Below are 19,599 nucleotides of genomic sequence, written 5' to 3' on the forward strand. Positions count from 1 at the left end.
CCCCGGCGTGCCGGAGGCCGTCGTCGACGTCGGGAACATCGCCTCCTACCGGCCCGGTTCCGCGCCGGTGCGGTGTCTGTCGACGGGCCGCTCCCTGTGGGAGGAGCACCTCGATCCGTCGGCCCGCCCCTGGGCGGCGGAGGCGCCCGGCGGCCGGGAGGCCACCTTCGGGGAACTCGGCCTGCACAGCGCGATGGTGGTGCCGCTGCGCGCCCGGGGCGTCACCCTCGGCATCACCACCTTCTACCGCCACCACCGGCCGGAACCCTTCGACACCGCGGACCTGAGCCTGGCGGAGGACTTCGTCTCCCGGGCCGCGGTCTGCCTGGACAACGCCCGCCGCTACACGCGCGAACGCGAGGCGGCCCTCGTGCTGCAGCGCAGCCTGCTCCCGCACCGGCTGCCCGAGCAGGACGCGGTGGAGGTGTCCGCCTGCTACCGGCCGGCCGACGAGCTGACCGGGCTCGGCGGCGACTGGTACGACCTGATCCCGTTGTCCGGCGCGCGGGTGGCCCTGGTGGTGGGCGAGGTGCCGGGCCACGGCATCGACGCGGCGGCCGCGATGGGCCGGCTGCGCACCGCCGTGCGGACGCTGGCCGCGCTGGACATGCCGCCGGAGGAGGTGCTGGCCCACCTCGACGATCTGGTGTCCCCGCGCACCGCCCGCGCGGAGGGCTTCGAGGCCGCCGTCGAGGGCGGTGACAGCGCGCAGTCCGTGGGCTCGGGCTGTCTCTATGTGGTGTACGACCCGGTGGACGGCCGGTGCGTGATGGCCGCCGCGGGGCATCCGGCGCCGGCCGTGGTGTTGCCCGACGGCATGGTGTACTTCGTGGACCTGCCGCAGGGGCCGCCGCTGGGGGCGGGCGGGCCGCCCTTCGAGTCGCTGGAGCTGGTGCTGCCCGAGGGCAGCACGCTGGCCCTGCACACGGACGGGTTGCTGGCCGACGACGGGCCGGGGTCGCAGAACGCCGACCGGGCCCGGCTGCGGCAGGCGCTGCGGCAGGTGGCGCCGTCGCTGGACGTGCGCTGCCGGGCCCTGGTCGACGCGCTGGTGCCGGCCCGTCCGCACGACGACGTGGCGCTGCTGATGGCCCGCACCAAGCGGCTGAGCGAGCGGCAGGTCGCCGACTGGGAGCTCCCCTGTGATCCGGCGGCGGTCGCCGACGCCCGCAAGACGGTGTGCCGGCAGCTGTCGGACTGGGATCTGGACGAGCTGGCGTTCACCACCGAGCTGGTGGTGAGCGAGCTGGTCACCAACGCCATCCGGTACGCCGGCGGGCCGATCCGGCTGCGGCTGATCAGGGAGCGGGCCCTGATCTGCGAGGTCCTCGACGGCGGTGCCACCGCGCCGCATCTGCGTCATCCGCGCACCACCGACGAGGGCGGGCGCGGGCTGCTGCTGGTGTCGCAGCTGACCGAGCGCTGGGGCACCCGGTTCGTGCCCGACGGGAAGATCATCTGGGCGGAGCAGCCCCTGGCGGGTGCGGAGGCATGACGTGCGGGATATCGACTACGCGGCGGTGTTCCAGTCCCTGCCGGGCATGGTCTCGCTGCTGACGCCCGACCTGGTGTTCGCGGACGCCAACCGGCAGTATCTGCACGGGACCGGGCGCACCCGTGAACAGGTCGTCGGCCACCGCATCTTCGACGTCTTCCCGGACAATCCCAACGACCCGTCGGCGACCGGGATGCGCAACCTGACGGCCTCGCTGCACCGGGTGCTGGCCACCGGGCAGCGCGACGCGATGGCCTTGCAGCGCTACGACGTGGAGAGCGCCGAGCGGCCCGGCGAGTGGGAGGAGCGCTACTGGAGTCCGGTCAACGCTCCGGTGTTCGACGCCGACGGCCGCGTGGTGCTGCTGGTGCACCGGGTGGAGGAGGTCACCGAGCTGATCAAGGCGCGCGGTGGCAACTCGGGCAGCCGGGCCCGGGTGCTGGAGGCCGAGCTGTACACCCGCGCGCGGGAGCTGCAGGAGCTCAACGAGCGGTTGCGGGACGCGCACGCCCGCGAGCGGGAGGTCGCGCTGGCCCTGCAGGAGGCGATGCTGCCGGCCGGCGCGCAGGTACGGCACCGGGGTGCCGCGGTACGCTACCGCCCGGCGGTGGGCGCGCTGAACGTGTGCGGGGACTGGTACGACCTGGTGGACCTGGTCGGCGGTCGCCGGCTGGGAGTGTCGGTGGGCGATGTGGTCGGCCACGGGCTGGAGGCCGCCGGGGTGATGGGCCAGCTCCGCAGCGCCCTGAGCGCCGCCTCCCGGGTCGCCGGCGGTCCGGCCGAGGCCCTGGACGTGCTGGGCCGGTACGCGGGTGTCGTGGACGGGGCGGAGTCGGCGACGGCGGTCACCACGTTCGTCGACTTCGACGCCCGCACCATCACCTACAGCAGCGCCGGCCATCCCCCGCCGGTGCTCGTGCACACCGACGGCCGGGTGGAGTTCCTGGACCGGGCCACCGATCCGCCGCTGGACGCCCGGCCGGACCCGGTGCCGCGCGTGCAGGCGGAGACGACGTACGCGGACGGCGCCACGCTCGTGCTCTACACCGACGGCCTGATCGAGCGCCGCCGGGAGGACATCGACACCGGGCTGGCCCGTCTCGCCGACGCGCTGCGCCGCCACCGCGACGACGACCCCGACCGGCTCGCCGACGCCGTACTCCTGGAACTGCTGCCACCCGGGGGCGCCACCGACGACACGGCGCTGGTCGTCGTGCGCCTGTGACGGCCCCGGACGGCTCGGCGCGGCTGCTTCAGGTGTGTCGAGGCAGACGTGCGGTGTTCAGGACGCGGTCTTGGGAGCCCCGCAGGCCTTCTGGAGCTTGTAGAAGTGCGCCAGGTACGCCTTGTGGTACTCGGCGCTCGTGATGCGGACGAAGGTCTCGTCCGCCGAACGCAGCGAGTCGTCGATGAGGTTGGCGCTGCCGGTGTAGACGCGCGGCGTGATGTCACCGCCGTAGTCACCGTCGATCAGCATGTACTTGTCGTGCGGGTTCGGCCCGGTCGTGGCGTCCTTGCACTCGCGGTACTGGATGCCGGCCGCCTGCAGCTTGGCCTCGATCACCGAGTCGACGTTCTTCACCACGAGGTCGACCCAGCAGCCCTTGCGGCGGAGGTCGACGAGCTTGTCGGCGACCTGCGAACGGGTCTCGTAGAAGAAGGTGTGGGCGAGCCGCACATCGGTCTGGTGCTTGTTGCCGTCGGCTCCGACGTAGGAGCAGGAGACCTCGTTCAGCGCGTTGACCAGGGGGTCGCTGGCCGGGTTCTTCGGGTCCGGGTCGGGACGCGGCGTGAAGTACGCGCGGTACGTCGAGCCGGTGGGCGTGGAGAAGTACGGGTTGCTCGTGACGTCGGCGACGTGCCGGGTCTTGTACTCCAGATCGTGGTAGCGCAGGTAGCCGTCGTACACGGCGGCGTCGGCGAACGTCACCGAGTCCTGGAACGCCCTGCTCGCGTCCCAGCCCGTGATGTTCGAGGAGGCCTGGAAGACGACCTTGGAGTATGTGGTGCCGTCCGCGAAGGGACCCGTCCTGGAGAAGATGACGTACTTGTTGTGGTTGTAGGAGCCCGGCCGGGAGCTGAGGCATCCGCGCTGTACGTCGTCGACGCCGTCCGCGTCCTCGAACTGGTCGTCGCAGACCACGGTCCAGGAGTCCTGGGTGTCGTCGGTGCCGAGGCCCGCCTTCAGCGCGTCGAAGGCGGGGTTGGCGAACTCCTTGCGGCTGTCCGCGGCCACGTACGTGGAGTCGTCGACGATCACCTTGACGGAAACGCCGCGCTGGTGGGCGGCGAGCAGGGCGTTCACCACCTGCTGGTCGTCGATGGCGAACACGGACGCGCGGATCTGCTCGCCGGCGGGGGTGGCGTCGATGAGCGCGATGAGCTGACGGAAGATCGCCCGCTGCTCCTCGACGGTGCCCGAAGGGTTGTTGAACACAGGCCCGTTGATGACCGGAGCACCCGCAGCGGTGACGGTGGTCGCGTCGGCGGCTGCCGCGCTGGGAACGCCGCCGCCCAGGACGAGCCCGGCCACGAGGGCGAGAGAGCCCGCGCACGCGGACCGGCGTCTACCTATTCTGTTGATCACGGAGTGATCCTAACGTGCCCTGGCCGCAGGGATGTTGGCATCATCGGGGCCGCCACCGCCCCGGTGTGTGATTCCTGGCTCGGCCTGGGAGAAGGACAGTGACAAGAAGGACAGTCACCGAGGGAGTCCGCAAAGTGAGGAGCGAGCCGTGTTCTACTTTCTGCTCAAGTACGTGCTGCTGGGACCGCTGCTGAGACTGCTGTTCCGTCCCCGCATCGAGGGTCTGGAGCACGTTCCCGAGTCGGGCGCGGCGATCGTCGCGGGCAACCACCTGTCCTTCTCCGACCACTTCCTGATGCCCGCCGTGCTCAAGCGCCGCATCACCTTCCTGGCCAAGGCCGAGTACTTCACCGGCTCCGGGCTCAAGGGGCGGCTGACCGCGGCGTTCTTCCGCAGTGCCGGGCAGATCCCGGTGGACCGCTCGGGCAAGGAGGCCGGTCAGGCGGCCATCCGGGAGGGGCTCGGCGTGCTGCGCAAGGGCGAGTTGCTCGGGATCTACCCGGAGGGGACCCGCTCGCACGACGGCCGGCTGTACAAGGGCAAGGTGGGTGTGGCGGTGATGGCGCTGACGGCCGGGGTGCCGGTCGTGCCGTGCGCGATGATCGGCACGTTCGAGGCGCAGCCGCCCGGCCGGGTGGTGCCGCGGATCCACCCGGTGGTGATCCGGTTCGGCAAGCCGCTGGACTTCTCCCGTTACGCCGGCATGGAGCACGAGAAGGCGATCCTGCGGGCCGTCACCGACGAGATCATGTACGCCATCCTGTCGCTGTCGGAGCAGGAGTACGTCGACGAGTACGCGGCCGTGGCGAAGGCCGCGCAGGCCGAACAGGCCAGGAAGGAGCGCCGCTTCCCGCGGATGCCGCTGAGCTGACCTCTGCCGTCGGCAGAACGCCTGGGCCCGCGCGCCTGCGGGCGCCTACGGTCGGATCATGAAACGTGCGCTGGTGATCGGAGCGACGGGCCAGATCGGACGCCCCACGGTGCGGGCACTCGCCGAGGACGGCTGGGAGGTGCTGGCCGCCTCGCGCGGCGGCGGGCGGGACGCCGGGTGGCCGGACGGGGTGCGGGCGGTCCGGCTGGACCGGGAGGACGACGGCGCCCTCGCGTCGGTGGTCGGCGACGGCTGCGATGTGGTGGTCGACACGGTCGCCTACGGGGCCCGGCACGCACGGCAGTTGACCGGCCTCGCGGGCCGCGTCGGCTCGGCGGTGGTGATCTCCTCGGTGGCGGTGTACCAGGACGGCCGGGGCCGTTCGTTCGACACGCAGGACCGGCCGGACGGTGTCCCGCGCTATCCGGTGCCGCTGCCCGAGGAGCAGCCGACGGTGTCGCCGGGCGAGGACACGTACGCCATGGGCAAGGTCGCCCTGGAGCGCGAACTGCTGGGCGCCGGCGAGAAGCTGCCGGCGACGCTGCTGCGGGCGGCCGCGGTGCACGGGCCGTACAGCCCGCTGCCGCGCGAGCTGTACTTCGTGAAGCGGAACCTGGACGGCCGCAGGCGCCGGGTGCTCGCCCACCGGGGGGAGAGCCGCTTCCATCCGTCGGGCGCCGGCACGATCGCGGAGCTGGTGCGGCTGGCGGCGGCCCGGCCGGGCTCGCGGGTGCTCAACGCCTGTGATCCGACGGCGCCCTCGGTCGCCGAGATCGGGGCCGCGGTGGACGCCGCGATGGGGGTGGAGACGGAGACCGTGCTGCTCGACGGGGAGCCGCCGTCGCCGTCCGTGGGACGCACCCCGTGGTCGACCCGGTGGCCGCTGGTGTGCGACATGTCGGCGGCGGCGCGGGAGTTGGGGTACGGGCCCGGGGTCCCGTACGCCGAGAGCGTGCGCGCCTCGGTCGACTGGCTGGTGGAGCGGCTCGCGGGCGGCCGGGACTGGCGGGAGGAGTTCCCCCTGCTCGCCCGGGCCTATCCCGAGCTGTTCGACTACGCGGCGGAGGACGTCTGGCTCGGGGTGTGACGCAGGGGCGGCCCCGTCGACCGGGATCGCCCCTGTGCCGTGTGCGAGGGTGTTACGGCTTCGGCGTGGCGTGCGGGCCGCACGTCACATCGGCCGCGTCCAGCTTGCCGGTGAGCAGGTAGGCGTCGACCCGGCTGTTGATGCACGGGTTGGCCAGACCGGTCACACCGTGCGAGCCCGCGTCCTTCTCGGTGATCAGGCGCGAGCCGGCGAAGCGCTTGTGCAGCTCGACGGCGCCGTCGTACGGGGTGGCGGCGTCATTGGTGGACTGCACGATCATCACCTGCGGCAGGCCCTTGCCGGTCTTGACGTTCACCGGGGTCTGCTGCTTCGTCCTCCACGTGGCGCACGGCAGGTTCATCCAGGCGTTGGCCCAGGTCATGAACGGGTAGTCCTTGTTGAGCCGCGTGTTGTCGCGGTCCCACTTGCGCCAGCTGGTGGGCCACTTGGCATCGGCGCACTCGACGGCCGTGTAGACGGCGTTGCCGTTCTCCGAGGAGATGTTGCCCGCGATGTCCGACATGTCGGGGGCGGCGGCGTCGACGAGGGCCTGGGTGTCGCCCGCGAAGTACTTGCTGAACACCGTGGCGACCGGCACCCACGAGGAGTCGTAGTACGGGGCGCTCTGGAAGAAGGAGATCAGCTCGGCCGGGCCGACGACCCCGCCGATCGGGCTCTTCTTCGCGGTGGCGCGCAGCTCAAGCCACTTGGCCTGGACGGCGTCACGGGTGGTACCCAGGTGGAAGGTGGCGTCGTTCTTGGCGACCCAGTCCTCCCAGTCCTTCCAGCGGCCCTCGAAGGCGACGTCCTGGTCCAGGTTGGCCTGGTACCAGATCTTCTCGCGCGAGGGGTTGACCACGCTGTCCACGACCATGCGGCGCAGGTGACCCGGGAACAGCGTGCCGTAGACGGCGCCGATGTAGGTGCCGTAGGAGACGCCCAGGTAGTTGAGCTGCTTCTCACCGAGCGCGGCGCGGATGACGTCCAGGTCGCGCACGGTGTTCGGCGTGGTCATGTACGGCAGCATCTCGCCGCTGCGCTCGTAGCAGCCCTCGGCGTACTCGCGGGCCAGCTTGCGCTGGGCGAGCTTGTCGGCCTCGCTGTCCGGGACCGGGTCGGCCTTGGGAGCCTTGACGAACTCCTGCGGGTCGACGCAGGAGATGGGCGCGGAGTGGCCGACACCGCGCGGGTCGAAGCCCACGAAGTCGTAGGCCTTGGCCACGTTCGCCCAGATGGCGTTCTTGGTGACGACCCGGCGCGGGAACTTCAGGCCGGAGCCGCCCGGACCGCCGGGGTTGTAGACGAGCGCGCCCTGGCGCTCCTGCGGGGTGCCGGTGTTGCCGATGCGGTCGACGGCGAGCTGGATCTGCTTGCCGTACGGGTTCGCGTAGTCGAGCGGCACGCTGACCCAGCCGCACTGGATCGGCTTCTCCAGGCCCCAGTCGGCCGGGCAGTCCTTCCAGTCGATGCCGGCCTTCGCGGCCCGCGCGGCGGCGATCGCGGCGCCGCGGGCCTCGCGGTCCTGACCGTGCCCGGCGCTGGCGCTCGCCGTGGGCGCGGCGACCGCGCCGGCTATCAGGGTCGCGGCGGCCAGTACGCTCGCCGATCCGAGCGCCGCCGTCCGCTTCTTCCCTCTGATGTCCCTCAAGTGGGCCCTCCCCCTACCTTTGTGAGTGCCTCGATGACAGGTAGGGGGATCCTTGCGGTTGTATGGGCCCTGACAACAGGGGTTGTTGACCTTCTTTGCCAATCCGATAACCGGAAAGTGGTGTACCGCTCAGCGGACCGCGCGAGCTGGGCTTTCGATCCGGTTCAGCGCCTCGTCCAGGGTCCGGCGCAGCACCAGTCCGTCCCGTGCGACGGCGGTGACGAGCGCGGCCGGCCCGGGCAGCGGGACGACGGTGCAGCCCTCCCCCAGCACGCCCGGCGCCACCGGGTGGTCGGCGAACTCCGGCCGCACGACGAGGAGCTGCCCGACGGCGCGGTGCCCGGCCAGCACGGCGGGGCCGTCCCAGCCGCCGGGTGTCCCGGGGCCGCAGGCCAGTTCCTGGTCGAGGACGACGCTCGCGCCGATCCGCAGGGTGAGACGGCTGGAGAGCCGTCCGGGTTGCTCGGCGGCCCGGCCCAGTACCTGTTCCTCGCGGAAGACCAGCCGGGCCCCGGGCGCCAGGTCGAGCCGGGTGGTGACGGACAGCTCGCTGCCGGCGGCCGAGATCAGCGGCTCGGGCAGCCACACCAGCTCACCGCCGTCGGCCACCCGCAGGTGGACGTCGTAGCGGGCCTCGCCCCCCGTGGCGCCGGGCAGCGCGATGGTCGCGGCGGCCGAACCCACGCGCAGCCGGGCGCCGGTGTCCACGTCGGCGGTGACGCCGAGGTGGTCGCCGCCGAGCGGGGCGCTCATCGCGCCGACGAGCAGGACCCCCGCCTCGTCGCCGGTGCCCCGGACGCGGCGCAGCGCGAGCGGACCCTCCCCCTCCAGCACGGGCAGGGCGGTGCCGCCCCGGCCGTCGGGCCGGGCGTGCATCCGGGCCGCGGCCCGGACACGGTGCGCGCTCGCGCCGTTCGGGTGCGGGCTCGCGCCGTTCGAGTGCGGGCGCACCGCTGTTCCGGCGCTCACCTGGTCCACGCGGTGAGCTGGGCGCGGACCCAGGCGGCCACGTCGGTGACGCCCCGCTCGCCGCGCAGGGACTGCAGAACGACGGGCAGGTCGCCGCGGGCCGCCTTCGCGTCGGCCTCCATCCGCGCCAGGTCGGAGCCGACGTACGGCGCGAGGTCGGTCTTGTTGACGACGAGCAGGTCGGCGGTGGCGACGCCGGGGCCGCCCTTGCGCGGGATGTCGTCGCCGCCGGCCACGTCGATGACGAAGATCTGCGCGTCGACCAGGCCCTTGGAGAAGGTGGCGGTGAGGTTGTCGCCGCCGGACTCCACGAGGATCAGGTCGAGCGGGCCGACCTCGTCCTCCAGGTCCTCCACGGCCTCCAGGTTGGCGGAGATGTCGTCGCGGATCGCGGTGTGCGGGCAGGCGCCGGTCTCCACGGCGGCGATCCGCTCCGGCGGCAGGACTGCCTCGCGCAGCAGGAACTCGGCGTCCTCGCGCGTGTAGATGTCATTGGTGACGACGGCCAGGGACAGCTCGTCGCGCAGGGCCCGGCACAGCGCGGCGACGGTCGCGGTCTTGCCGGACCCGACGGGGCCGCCGAGCCCGACGCGCAGCGCACGCCGGGTGCCGTCGGGGCGGCGGGCGTCGGCGCTGACGGCGGCGGGACCGTCGTGGGAGTGGTCGAGGTGCATGTACGGCTCCTGTGGTTCGTGCGGCGCCCGGAATTGGGGGTGTCCGGGCGCCGGGTGCGGTGGGGCGCGGCGCGCTAGGACGCGAAGAGGCGGACCGGCCAGGCGGCGTGTGCCTCGGCGCCGATCTCCAGCAGGGGCGCGGAGGCCGCCGGGAGGGCGGCGACGCCGTCGTGGGCGACGCGCTGCGCGGCGAGCACGGCCCGTTCGACGACCTGGTCCAGCTCGGGCGCCAGCCGGGCGAGCACGGCCGTGGCGTCGAAGGGGTCCAGGCTCAGCAGCCGCACGGTCGCCGTGGCGGGCCCGCCGACGCTCTCGTACGCGGCGCAGTACGCGGCGTCGTCCGGTCCGAGACCGGCCGAGCGCGCGGTGAGGCCGAGCACGACCGGCTGGTGGGCGCCCTTGGGGAAGCGCCGCGCCAGGGCGTCGAGGTCGGGGGACGGCCAGGTCGCCCGCGCGGCCCGCATCAGCTGCCGGCCGAGTCTGCGCGCGGCCGTGCGCAAGGCCGGTGAGGGGGTGCGGGCGTCGGCCGCCGCGTCGAGTTCGACGGGGTCGGCGCCGAGGGCCGCCGCCGCGGCCAGCGCGGCCGAGACGAGCCCGGTGGTGTGCAGCCGGCCCCGGCAGAACTGCTCCAGGCCGGCCGCGTCGGTGATCCGCCCGGCCCGTACGGCTTCCTCGGCCCCGCCGGAGTGCGCGTGCCCTCCGGCGGGGAACCGGCCGTCGGCCAGGACGAGGAGTGCTGCTCGTGTCATCGCCGGCCGTCAGAAGAGGAAGTACCGCTGGGCCATGGGCAGTTCGGTGGCGGGCGTGGACTCCACCAGCTCGCCGTCGACGCGTACGGCGAAGCTGTCCGGGTCGATGTCCACGCGCGGGCGGGCGTCGTTGTTGCGCATGTCCGCCTTGGTCACGCCGCGGGTCGACTCGATGGCGGTGAACCGCTTGCCGAGTCCCAGCCGTTCGGGCAGCCCGTCGTCGAGGGCGAGCGGGGCGACGAAGTTGACCGAGTTGGACGCGGGCGCCCGGCCGATCGCGCCGTACATCGGGCGGGGCAGGATCGGCTGCGGGGTGGGGATGGAGGCGTTGGCGTCGCCCATCTGCGCGTAGGCGATCTGGCCGCCCTTGAGGACGAGCAGCGGCTTGACGCCGAAGAACGCCGGCTCCCACAGCACCAGGTCGGCGAGCTTGCCGGTCTCCACCGAGCCGATCTCGTGGGCCATGCCCTGGGCGAGCGCCGGGTTGATCGTGTACTTGGCGACGTAGCGGCGCACCCGGTGGTTGTCGGCGCGGCCGTCGCCGGGCAGGGCGCCGCGGCGGCGCTTCATCACGTGCGCGGTCTGCCAGGTGCGCATGATGACCTCGCCGACCCGGCCCATGGCCTGCGAGTCGGAGGAGATGATCGAGATCGCGCCCAGGTCGTGCAGGACGTCCTCGGCACCGATGGTGGAGGGCCGGATGCGGGACTCGGCGAACGCCAGGTCCTCGGGGACGGCCGGGTTGAGGTGGTGACAGACCATCAGCATGTCGAGGTGCTCCTCGACGGTGTTGACGGTGAACGGCCGGGTCGGGTTGGTCGAGCTGGGCAGCACGTGCGGCTCGGAGACGACCGTCATGATGTCCGGCGCGTGCCCGCCGCCGGCACCCTCGGTGTGGTACGAGTGGATGCCGCGCCCGGCGATGGCGGCGAGCGTGTCGCCGACGAATCCGGCCTCGTTGAGGGTGTCGGTGTGGATGGCGACCTGGACGCCGGTCAGGTCGGCGACGGTGAGGGCGGCGTCGATGACGGCGGGCGTGGCGCCCCAGTCCTCGTGGATCTTCAGGCCGGCGGCGCCGCCGCGGATCTGGGAGAGCATCGCCTCGTGGGAGACGGTGTTGCCCTTGCCGAGGAAGCCGACGTTGACGGGGTAGGCCTCCATTGCCTCGAACATGCGGGCGAGGTGCCAGGGTCCGGGCGTGACGGTGGTGGCCTTGGAGCCCTCGGCGGGGCCGGTGCCGCCGCCGACGAGGGTGGTGATGCCGGAGGCGAGGGCCTCGTCGGCGACCTGCGGGCAGATGAAGTGCACGTGCGCGTCGATGGCGCCGGCGGTCAGGATGCGCCCGTTGCCCGCGATGACCTCGGTCTCGGGGCCGAGGACCAGGTCGGGGTGGACGCCGTCCATGGTGTCGGGGTTGCCGGCCTTGCCGATGCCGGTGATGCGGCCGTCGCGGATGCCGACGTCGGCCTTGACCACGCCCCAGTGGTCGACGACGACGACACCGGTGATGACGGTGTCGGGGGTGCCGTCCGCGCGGGTCGCCCGGGACTGGCCCATGGACTCGCGGATGACCTTGCCGCCGCCGAAGACGGCCTCGTCGCCGGAGCGTCCGGGGCCTCCGGAGCGGTCCTCCTCGATCTCGATCAGCAGGTCGGTGTCGGCGAGCCGGACGCGGTCACCGGTGGTGGGGCCGAACAGGTCGGCGTAGGCGCCACGGGAGATCTCAGGCATCGAGGGCACCTCCGGCCTGGCCGCGCAGGCCGGGCACCACACGGGCGCCGGCGAGCGGGACGAGGGCGACGTCGACCGGCAGACCCGGCTCGAAGCGTACGGCCGTGCCGGCGGCGATGTTCAGGCGCTTGCCGTGGGCGGCGGCGCGGTCGAACTCCAGGCCGGGGTTGGCCTCGGCGAAGTGGTAGTGGGAGCCGACCTGGACGGGCCGGTCGGCGGCGTTGAGGACGGTCAGCCGGGTGACGTCGAGCCCTTCGTTGTACACGACGGGGTCCTCGGCGAAGAGGATCTCTCCGGGAATCACAGCACGCCCCCCGTCAGATGATCGGCTCGTGGACGGTGACGAGCTTGGTGCCGTCCGGGAAGGTGGCCTCGACCTGCACGTCGTGGATCATCTCGGCGACGCCGTCCATGACGTCGTCCCGGGTGAGCAGCTTGCGGCCGGTGGACATCAGCTCGGCGACGGTGCGGCCGTCCCGGGCGCCCTCCAGGATGTGGGAGGTGATGAGAGCGACGGCCTCGGGGTGGTTGAGCCTCAGCCCGCGGGCCCGGCGCTTCTCGGCCACGTCGGCCGCCACATGGATGAGCAGTCTCTCTTGCTCGTGCGGAGTCAGTTGCACGTCGCACCTCACAGTCCTTGCTCCGGACCGTGCGGGGTCCGGCTGCCGCAGCCACCGCGGCGGGGATAGGTGTAACACACAGACAAATTCGCCGACCGCGGCCAATTGCGGTCAGAACTACCCCTGGTGGCGTGGCTCGGCAGGCTAGTCCGCCGGAGTTTCAGCGACGTTAACCAGACCTTGATCAACCCATGACCGGGTGCAGACCTCTCCCATACCCGCTGGTCGGGTCAGCGCGGGTCCGGCCCCCGGTGCTCCGCGGCGATGCCGAAGCGCTGCTGTTCGCGCGGGGCGGACGCCACCTCGCGGACGGCCGAGACGGCCCTGATCATCTCCTCCCGCGCGGGCTCCTCCGCCTCGCGGAGCTGCTCCAGTCGCTCCAGGTCGGCGGCGGAGACGAGGGCGACCAGGGGCTTGCCGTGGCGCGTCACGACGACGCGCTCACCGCCGTACACCACCCGGTTGATCAGGTCGGCGAGCTCAGCCCTGGCTTGTGTCACCGGAATCTCGTAGGCCATGAGCCCATTGTAACGTCACGTACATCCTGTACATTTTTTACAGACGCAGCGCCGCACTCAGGAGGCTCGCCATGATCCGACCGTCCGCCCGTCACGTCCTGCCGGAGTTCACCGAGCGCACGAGCTTCGGCCACCGGACGCTCGATCCGTACTCCCGCCTGCTCGAAGGACGCATCGTGTTCCTCGGGACGCCGATCGACGACACCTCGGCCAACGACGTGATCGCGCAGTTCATGCAGTTGGAGCACCAGGCCCCGGACCGGCCGATCCAGCTGTACGTCAACTCGCCCGGCGGCTCGTTCAGCGCGATGACGGCGATCTACGACACGATGCGGTACGTCAGTTGCGAGGTGGAGACGTACTGCATGGGCCAGGCGGGCTCGTCCGCGGCGGTGTTGCTGGCGGCGGGTGCCCCGGGACGCCGGCACGCCCTGCCGGGCGCGCGGGTGGTGCTGCGTCAGCCGGCGCTGCTGGAACCGGTCCAGGGGCAGACCAGCGACCTCGTCGTCCAGGCGGAGGAGTTGACGCGCCTGCGCACCACCCTGGAGGAGATGCTCGCCCGGCACACCGGGCGCAGCCCGCAGCAGGTGGCCGCGGACATCGAGCGCGAGCACATCCTGGACGCGCGAGGGGCCCTGGCGTACGGCCTGGTGGACCGGATCATCACCACCCGCCCCGGGCCCGGCGAGCGGTGAGCCGCCCGATGCTGCCCGAGCTTCCGCCACTGCCCGCCCTCACCCGAGCCGAGGGCGAGTTGATCGACCGTTACCTGGAGGTGGTGGACCTGCTGGGCCGGATCAACCCGGCGCGGCACGGCGACACCTACCGGGGGCTGCGCGCCGCGCAGGCACTCGTCACCAAGGCGGCGGCGCTGCGGGACGCGCTGACGCTGATGCATCAGCGCGGCGAGAGCGAGGTGCACGCCGGCACGCTGGCCCGCGCGTTGCGGGTGCTGGACGGGGAGCGGCGCACGGCCCGGGTCACCGTGCCGCCGGGGGGCGGAAGTTGAGGGGCGAGTGAGACCCGGTCGAAACGGACCAAACGGCGTACCCCCTATCGGCGTACAAACCCATCTTTTTTTCGGGGGCTGAGAGGGGCGTCCGAGTTGCGCGACGCGCGGGGCCTTCGGGCGGATCGAGACCTTCCGCCGCTGGTCCGGGCGTTGTCGTCCGGGTGGACACCGCATCGAACACAGTTGTGTCCACCCGAACGGGCGAGTGGTGAGCAACAACACAAATACCCGGTTCCATTGGGATTTTCGGACAGATGTGAGCCAAGATCCCTGACTGACGACAAGACCCCGCCGCAGCGGCGGGGCGATCCGGGCGGACGCCGAGTCCTGCCGCCGCCCGGATGACCGGTCGACAGGAGTGGATCGGCAGGAGTGGAGGACCCAAGCACGTCGGGTCGCCGGAACGGTCGCGCCATGACCGGACCGAGCAGCCCTTGGGGTGAAGCCGCGTCAGCGGCCGGGCTACTTCGCCAGCCCGAATCCGACAGGTCATCCTTCACAGGCGGCTGACGAAGGGTTGCGCATGACTGCGCTCAATCGTGTCCCGTCGCTGATGGCCCGCGCCGGAACGGCCTCGGCCCTGACCATCGCCGCGATGGGCGGCTCGATCGTGGTGCCGGGCCTCGCGTCGGAGGCCAGCGCCGCCACCACCGCGACGAAGGCTCTGCAGATCGCGGCATCGAAGAAGGGCGCCCCCTACCAGTGGGGCGCCACCGGCCCACGCCGGTTCGACTGCTCCGGGCTCACGCTGTACTCGTTCAAGAAGGCGGGCAAGAAGCTGCCGCGTACGGCCGCCCAGCAGTACAACAAGACCCGCCACATCCCTGCCGGCAGCCGCAAGGCGGGCGATCTGGTGTTCTTCCACTCGGGGTCGAACGTCTACCACGTCGGCATCTACGCGGGGAAGAACAAGATCTGGCACGCACCGAAGACCGGGGACGTGGTGCGCCTGCAGAAGATCTGGACCAAGAGCGTCTGGTACGGCCGGGTCAGCTGAGCCGGCCGGGGCGGTGCGGCCGCTGACCTGCCGTCACCGCCCCGGCGCTTCAGCAGGGCTGAGCCCTGCGGTTCTGCCTGCCCGTCGGGTCGGCCGGTTCCGCGGGGGGCTGCCAGGGCAGTTCGATGGCGACCGTCTTGCCCTCCCGGGTGGGACGCACGCGCAGTCTGCCGCCGCACTCGGCGGCCAGACAGCGGATGATGACCATGCCGCGGCCGTTGTCCTGCTGGACCGCCGCGGGCAGCCGCTTGGGCAGCCGGGGGTGGCTGTCCGTCACCCCGATGTGCAGCAGTTCGTCGCGGTGCAGCACGACGTCCACGGTGAAGGTGGGCGACTGCCCGAAGGTGTGCTGCACGGAGTTGGTGGCCAGTTCCGAGACGATCAGCCGGATGCTGTCGGCCCGTTCCGTGTCCGACGCAAGGCCCCATTCGGCGAGGGTGCCGGCCACGAACGAGCGGGCGGCGGACACCGAGGCGGGATCGCTCGGCAGAGTGACGGATGCTTCCAGATGGTCTGCCATGGCGACGTCGTCCCTTTCCCACGGGACCGCAGTCCGGCACGAAGCCGGTGGTTCGAGTACGGTCCCGGACTGGTGCTTCGCCGCCAGACTGCCATCACCGCGCCGGTCACGGTGGCGATCCACCAAGATATGCATATATCTGTCGCTCGAAGCGGTGAACTCTGCCACGGCAGACCGTATGGGGGCGGCTCGGACGGAGTAAGGAGGGGGCCATGCAGCACGGTCCCGCGGTCCGCCGCCGGAAGCTGGGCGCAGAGCTGCGCGCGCTGCGCTCCCGGGCGGGACTCACCAGTGGCGAGGCGGCCCGGCTGCTGGGCTGGCACCAGTCGAAGGTCAGCCGGATCGAGACCGGTTCCAGTGGCGTGAAACCCTCCGATGTGCGGTTACTGCTGGACGCGTACGGCGTCGAGGACGACGAGCTGCGCGACCTGCTGCTGGTGCTGGCCGGCTCCCAGGTGGCCGGCCGGGAGCACTGGTGGCACGCCTACCGCGGGGTGCTGCCCCCCACCTACCGCGACTTCATCAGCCTGGAGTCGCAGGCCAGCGCGATGCGCACGCTGGAGACCTCGGTGGTGCCGGGGCTGCTGCAGACGCCCGAGTACGCCCGCGCGGTGACCCGGGCCGCCGTCGGCGCGGTGGACGAGGAGCGGCTGGACGCGCTGGTGGAGGTGCGCCTGGCCCGCCAGGACGTGCTGCGCTCCGACCCGCCGCTGAGGCTGAGCGCGGTGCTGGACGAGGCGGTGCTGCGCCGGGAGGTGGGCGGTCCGGAGGTGATGGCCCGGCAGCTGCGGCGGCTGCTGGAGGCGGCGCGGCTGCCCCAGGTGCGGTTGCAGGTGCTGCCGTTCTCCGCGGGGGCGCATGTCGGCATCACCGGGCCTTTCGTTATTTTCTCATTTTCGAGCACTTCTGATCTGGACGTGGTTGTTCTCGACCACATGACGAGTAGCCTCTACCTCGAACGGAAAGAAGACCTCAAGGCCTACGCCGAGGCCTTCAACTCCCTTCGGATCCACGCCCTTTCCCCCGAGGACTCGTTGGATTTCATCGCCTCACTAGGTGACGGCGCGTAAGGAGGCACCATGACCGCACTGCCTCGGAACGTCCCCTCCAGTACCGCACTGCAGGTCCCGCACTGGCAGCGCAGCAGCTACAGCACCGGAGCCAACAACTGCGTCGAGACAGCCCGGCCGGCCCGCGGGCCAGGGGCCGGGCTGCTCGCCGTACGCGACTCCAAGGACCCGGCCGGGCCCGCGCTGCTCTTCTCCCCCGGCTGCTGGGCGTCGTTCACGGCCGCCCTGCAGCGCACGTCCTAGTCCGGCACCCGGCGCCGCACGGCCGTGTCACGCCGACTCATGGCCGCGTCTCGCCGATCACCCGTACAGCGCGTTCGATCTGATCCCCGGACAGGTCCGCACGAGCGGTCAGCCTGAGCCGTGAGACACCGTCGGGCACGGAAGGAGGACGGAAGCAGCCCACGGCCAGGCCGGCCGCCCGGCAGTCGGCCGCCCAGCGCACCGCCTGATCCGGGGAGGGCGCGCGCACGGAGACCACCGCGGCGTCCGGTCGTACCGCCTGATGACCCGCCGCCGTCAGCCGGGCGTGCAGCTCGGCGGCCACCGCGCGTGCCCGCTCCGCCCGCTGCGGCTCGCGGCGCAGCAGCCGCAGGGCCGCGAGGGCGGCGCCCGCCGCGGCCGGGGCGAGTCCGGTGTCGAAGATGAAGGTGCGGGCCGCGTTGACCAGGTGGTCGATGACCCGCGCGGGTCCCAGCACGGCGCCGCCCTGACTGCCGAGCGACTTCGACAGCGTCACCGTGACCACCACGTCGTCCGCGCCCGCGAGCCCCGCCGCGTACGGCGCACCACGCCCGCCGTCGCCCAGCACGCCCAGGCCGTGCGCGTCGTCGACGACCAGCCCCGCGCCGGACTCCCGGCACGCGGCGGCCAGTCCGGCGAGCGGGGCGGCGTCGCCGTCCACCGAGAAGACGGAGTCCGACACGGCGATCGCGGTGCCCTCGTGCGTGCCCAGCGCCTTGCGCACCGCGTCCGGCTCGGCGTGCGCGACCACCTGGGTGGTGCCACGGGCCAGTCGGCAGCCGTCGATCAGCGAGGCGTGGTTGCCCGCGTCGGAGACGATCAGCGAGCCGTGCGGCGCGAGCGCGGTGACCGCGGCGAGGTTGGCGGCGTAGCCGGAGGAGAAGACGAGGGCCGCCTCGAAGCCGCAGAATTCCGCCAGCTCCCGCTCCAGCTCCGTGTGCAGCTCGGTGGTGCCGGTGACCAGCCGGGAGCCGGTCGCGCCGCCGCCCCAGGTCCGCGCGGCCCGCGCCGCGCCCTCGGTGACCTCCGGATGGCGGGCGAGCCCCAGGTAGTCGTTGCTCGCCAGGTCCAGCAGCGGCGTGTCGGCGGGGCGGGGACGCAGGGTGCGCACGAGTCCCGCGCGGCGGCGCGCGTCCGCCTGCTCGTCGATCCAGCCGAACGCCATGGGTCCTCCGGGGCTTTTGTAGGCAGTGGACAGACACTAGCGGGACCGGTCGCAGCACAGGATGTGGCGATACCCACACCTTGAGCGCCCCTACTTGTTGGAAGTCACATTGGCCTGAGCCAGGCCCGTAGGACAGGATCAGCTCTCATGGACCTGCTGAACACGCTGGTGGACAAGGGACTGCGGCGCGAGCTGCCGACCCGCGAGGAAGCCCTGGCCGTCCTCGCGACGACCGACGACGAACTGCTCGATGTGGTGGCCGCGGCCGGCAAGGTGCGCCGGAAGTGGTTCGGCCGACGGGTGAAACTCAACTATCTGGTCAACCTCAAGTCCGGCCTGTGCCCCGAGGACTGCTCCTACTGCTCGCAGCGCCTGGGCTCCAAGGCCGACATCCTGAAGTACACCTGGCTGAAGCCGGACGAGGCCTCCCAGGCGGCCGCCGCGGGCCTGGCGGGCGGCGCCAAGCGGGTCTGCCTGGTGGCCAGCGGCCGCGGCCCGACGGACCGGGACGTGGACCGGGTCTCCGAGACCATCAAGACGATCAAGGAGCAGAACGAGGGCGTCGAGGTGTGCGCCTGCCTCGGTCTGCTCTCCGACGGCCAGGCCGAGCGGCTGCGCGAGGCGGGCGCGGACGCCTACAACCACAACCTGAACACGTCCGAGGGCACGTACGCGGACATCACGACCACGCACACGTACGCCGACCGCGTCGACACCGTGAACAAGGCGCACGCGGCGGGCCTGTCGGCGTGCTCCGGGCTGATCGCCGGCATGGGCGAGAGCGACGAGGACCTGGTGGACGTGGTCTTCTCGCTGCGCGAGCTGGACCCGGACTCCGTCCCGGTCAACTTCCTCATCCCGTTCGAGGGCACCCCGCTGGCCAAGGAGTGGAACCTCACCCCGCAGCGCTGCCTGCGCATCCTGGCGATGGTCCGCTTCGTCTGCCCCGACGTGGAGGTCCGTATCGCGGGCGGCCGCGAGGTCCATCTGCGCACGATGCAGCCGCTGGCGCTGCACCTGGCCAACTCCATCTTCCTCGGCGACTACCTGACCAGCGAGGGCCAGGCCGGCAAGGCCGACCTGGAGATGATCGCGGACGCCGGGTTCGAGGTCGAGGGCGCCGGCGAGGTGACCCTGCCGGAGCACCGGGCGGGCGGCGCGGGCGGCTGCGGGTCGCACGCGGCCGCCGGTGGCTGCGGGTCCCACGAGGGTGCGGGCGGCTGCGGGTCCCACGAGGGCGCGCAGGGGTGCGGGTCGCACGAGGGCGGTGGCGTCTGCGGTACGGCGGCCACCCCGGTGCCGGCGGCGAGCGAGCCCCGTACCGACCTGGTCGCGGTGCGCCGCCGGGGCGCCGGGACGGACCTCGCGCCCAATGCCTGACCTGAGCGTGTCCGAGCTGCTGGACCTGGACCGGCGGCATGTGTGGCATCCGTACGGTCCGATGCCCGGGCAGGCCGAACCGCTCGTCGTCGAGTCGGCGAGCGGGGTCCGGCTGAAGCTCGCGGACGGCTCGGGCGAACTGGTCGACGGCATGTCGTCGTGGTGGTCGGCGATCCACGGCTACAACCACCCCGTGCTCAACGAGGCCGCCACCGAGCAGCTGGGGCGGATGAGCCATGTGATGTTCGGCGGGTCTCACCCAC

The 19,599-nt window shown here is 72.2% G+C and carries 22 protein-coding genes and 1 riboswitch; of the genes, 11 read left to right on the forward strand and 11 right to left on the reverse strand.

Going from position 1 to position 19,599, the window contains the following annotated elements; genetic code table 11:
• Both C3489_RS35685 and C3489_RS35690 read left to right on the forward strand, forming a co-directional pair.
• On the forward strand, positions 1–1,495 hold a 1,495-nt coding region (locus tag C3489_RS35685), incomplete at its 5' end, for a SpoIIE family protein phosphatase (RefSeq protein WP_146075395.1).
• 1 nt (position 1,496) lies between these two features.
• A complete protein-coding gene (locus C3489_RS35690; protein WP_103786294.1) occupies positions 1,497–2,720 on the forward strand; it encodes a PP2C family protein-serine/threonine phosphatase in 1,224 nt (407 codons plus the stop codon).
• 57 nt (positions 2,721–2,777) lie between these two features.
• Here C3489_RS35690 and C3489_RS35695 read toward each other — a convergent pair whose 3' ends face one another.
• Positions 2,778–4,082: a phosphatidylserine/phosphatidylglycerophosphate/cardiolipin synthase family protein gene (locus tag C3489_RS35695; protein ID WP_103786295.1), complete on the reverse strand. Its 1,305-nt coding sequence runs from the start codon at positions 4,080–4,082 to the stop codon at positions 2,778–2,780.
• 148 nt (positions 4,083–4,230) lie between these two features.
• Here C3489_RS35695 and C3489_RS35700 point away from each other — a divergent pair, with 148 nt between their 5' ends.
• Both C3489_RS35700 and C3489_RS35705 read left to right on the forward strand, forming a co-directional pair.
• The gene (locus tag C3489_RS35700; RefSeq protein WP_103786296.1) at positions 4,231–4,953 is read left to right on the forward strand and encodes a 1-acyl-sn-glycerol-3-phosphate acyltransferase; all 723 of its coding nucleotides are present in this window, start codon (positions 4,231–4,233) and stop codon (positions 4,951–4,953) included.
• Positions 4,954–5,011: 58 nt separating this feature from the next.
• Positions 5,012–6,040: an NAD(P)-dependent oxidoreductase gene (locus C3489_RS35705; protein ID WP_103786297.1), complete on the forward strand. Its 1,029-nt coding sequence runs from the start codon at positions 5,012–5,014 to the stop codon at positions 6,038–6,040.
• Positions 6,041–6,092: 52 nt separating this feature from the next.
• Here the strand turns inward: C3489_RS35705 and C3489_RS35710 are convergent, their stop codons facing one another.
• The 8 genes from C3489_RS35710 to C3489_RS35745 all read right to left on the reverse strand — a co-directional run bounded on the left by C3489_RS35710 (position 6,093) and on the right by C3489_RS35745 (position 12,949).
• A complete protein-coding gene (locus tag C3489_RS35710; RefSeq protein WP_103786298.1) occupies positions 6,093–7,688 on the reverse strand; it encodes an alpha/beta hydrolase in 1,596 nt (531 codons plus the stop codon).
• Between the two features lie 129 nt (positions 7,689–7,817).
• On the reverse strand, positions 7,818–8,564 hold the full coding sequence (locus tag C3489_RS35715) for an urease accessory protein UreD (protein ID WP_103786313.1): 747 nt from the start codon (positions 8,562–8,564) through the stop codon (positions 7,818–7,820).
• A gap of 89 nt (positions 8,565–8,653) precedes the next feature.
• Complete coding sequence (ureG, locus tag C3489_RS35720) at positions 8,654–9,331, reverse strand: urease accessory protein UreG (RefSeq protein WP_103786299.1); 678 nt, start codon at positions 9,329–9,331, stop codon at positions 8,654–8,656.
• A 74-nt stretch (positions 9,332–9,405) separates the two neighbouring features.
• Positions 9,406–10,080: an urease accessory protein UreF gene (locus C3489_RS35725; RefSeq protein ID WP_103786300.1), complete on the reverse strand. Its 675-nt coding sequence runs from the start codon at positions 10,078–10,080 to the stop codon at positions 9,406–9,408.
• A 9-nt stretch (positions 10,081–10,089) separates the two neighbouring features.
• Positions 10,090–11,811 carry an urease subunit alpha gene (locus tag C3489_RS35730; protein WP_103786301.1) on the reverse strand — a complete coding sequence of 574 codons (1,722 nt, stop codon included), beginning with the start codon at positions 11,809–11,811 and terminating at the stop codon, positions 10,090–10,092.
• A complete protein-coding gene (locus C3489_RS35735) occupies positions 11,804–12,115 on the reverse strand; it encodes an urease subunit beta (protein ID WP_103786302.1) in 312 nt (103 codons plus the stop codon). The genes C3489_RS35730 and C3489_RS35735 overlap by 8 nt, the downstream gene beginning before the upstream one ends.
• Before the next feature lie 13 nt (positions 12,116–12,128).
• Positions 12,129–12,431, reverse strand: coding sequence for an urease subunit gamma (locus C3489_RS35740; protein ID WP_103786303.1), 303 nt, complete (start codon positions 12,429–12,431; stop codon positions 12,129–12,131).
• Between the two features lie 230 nt (positions 12,432–12,661).
• On the reverse strand, positions 12,662–12,949 hold the full coding sequence (locus tag C3489_RS35745) for a type II toxin-antitoxin system Phd/YefM family antitoxin (protein ID WP_103786304.1): 288 nt from the start codon (positions 12,947–12,949) through the stop codon (positions 12,662–12,664).
• 71 nt (positions 12,950–13,020) lie between these two features.
• On the opposite strand from C3489_RS35745, the gene C3489_RS35750 reads away from it, so the two are divergent.
• The 3 genes from C3489_RS35750 (at position 13,021) to C3489_RS35760 (ending at position 14,958) form a co-directional block, all read left to right on the forward strand.
• A complete protein-coding gene (locus C3489_RS35750; RefSeq protein ID WP_103786305.1) occupies positions 13,021–13,644 on the forward strand; it encodes an ATP-dependent Clp protease proteolytic subunit in 624 nt (207 codons plus the stop codon).
• An 8-nt stretch (positions 13,645–13,652) separates the two neighbouring features.
• Positions 13,653–13,958 carry a hypothetical protein gene (locus C3489_RS35755; RefSeq protein WP_103786306.1) on the forward strand — a complete coding sequence of 102 codons (306 nt, stop codon included), beginning with the start codon at positions 13,653–13,655 and terminating at the stop codon, positions 13,956–13,958.
• Between the two features lie 311 nt (positions 13,959–14,269).
• Positions 14,270–14,481: riboswitch (cyclic di-AMP (ydaO/yuaA leader) on the forward strand.
• A gap of 3 nt (positions 14,482–14,484) precedes the next feature.
• Entirely contained in the window at positions 14,485–14,958 is a 474-nt protein-coding gene (locus tag C3489_RS35760; protein WP_103786307.1) for a C40 family peptidase, read from the forward strand.
• Positions 14,959–15,007: 49 nt separating this feature from the next.
• On the opposite strand, the gene C3489_RS35765 is transcribed toward C3489_RS35760, so the two are convergent.
• A complete protein-coding gene (locus tag C3489_RS35765; RefSeq protein ID WP_103786308.1) occupies positions 15,008–15,478 on the reverse strand; it encodes an ATP-binding protein in 471 nt (156 codons plus the stop codon).
• 212 nt (positions 15,479–15,690) lie between these two features.
• On the opposite strand from C3489_RS35765, the gene C3489_RS35770 reads away from it, so the two are divergent.
• On the forward strand, positions 15,691–16,548 hold the full coding sequence (locus C3489_RS35770; RefSeq protein ID WP_103786309.1) for a helix-turn-helix transcriptional regulator: 858 nt from the start codon (positions 15,691–15,693) through the stop codon (positions 16,546–16,548).
• A 9-nt stretch (positions 16,549–16,557) separates the two neighbouring features.
• Positions 16,558–16,791 carry a DUF397 domain-containing protein gene (locus C3489_RS35775; protein WP_103786310.1) on the forward strand — a complete coding sequence of 78 codons (234 nt, stop codon included), beginning with the start codon at positions 16,558–16,560 and terminating at the stop codon, positions 16,789–16,791.
• Positions 16,792–16,828: 37 nt separating this feature from the next.
• Here C3489_RS35775 and C3489_RS35780 read toward each other — a convergent pair whose 3' ends face one another.
• Positions 16,829–17,956, reverse strand: a complete 1,128-nt coding sequence (locus C3489_RS35780; protein ID WP_103786311.1) for an 8-amino-7-oxononanoate synthase — start codon at positions 17,954–17,956, stop codon at positions 16,829–16,831.
• A gap of 147 nt (positions 17,957–18,103) precedes the next feature.
• Between C3489_RS35780 and bioB the strand changes: the two genes are divergently transcribed.
• Both bioB and C3489_RS35790 read left to right on the forward strand, forming a co-directional pair.
• Positions 18,104–19,336, forward strand: coding sequence for a biotin synthase BioB (gene bioB / locus C3489_RS35785; RefSeq protein WP_103786312.1), 1,233 nt, complete (start codon positions 18,104–18,106; stop codon positions 19,334–19,336).
• On the forward strand, positions 19,329–19,599 hold a 271-nt coding region (locus C3489_RS35790), incomplete at its 3' end, for an aminotransferase class III-fold pyridoxal phosphate-dependent enzyme (RefSeq protein ID WP_146075396.1). The genes bioB and C3489_RS35790, both read left to right, overlap by 8 nt.

Origin of the sequence: Streptomyces sp. Ru71 (assembly GCF_002920535.1) — a bacterium.
In the GTDB taxonomy this organism is placed as follows: Bacteria; Actinomycetota; Actinomycetes; order Streptomycetales; family Streptomycetaceae; genus Streptomyces.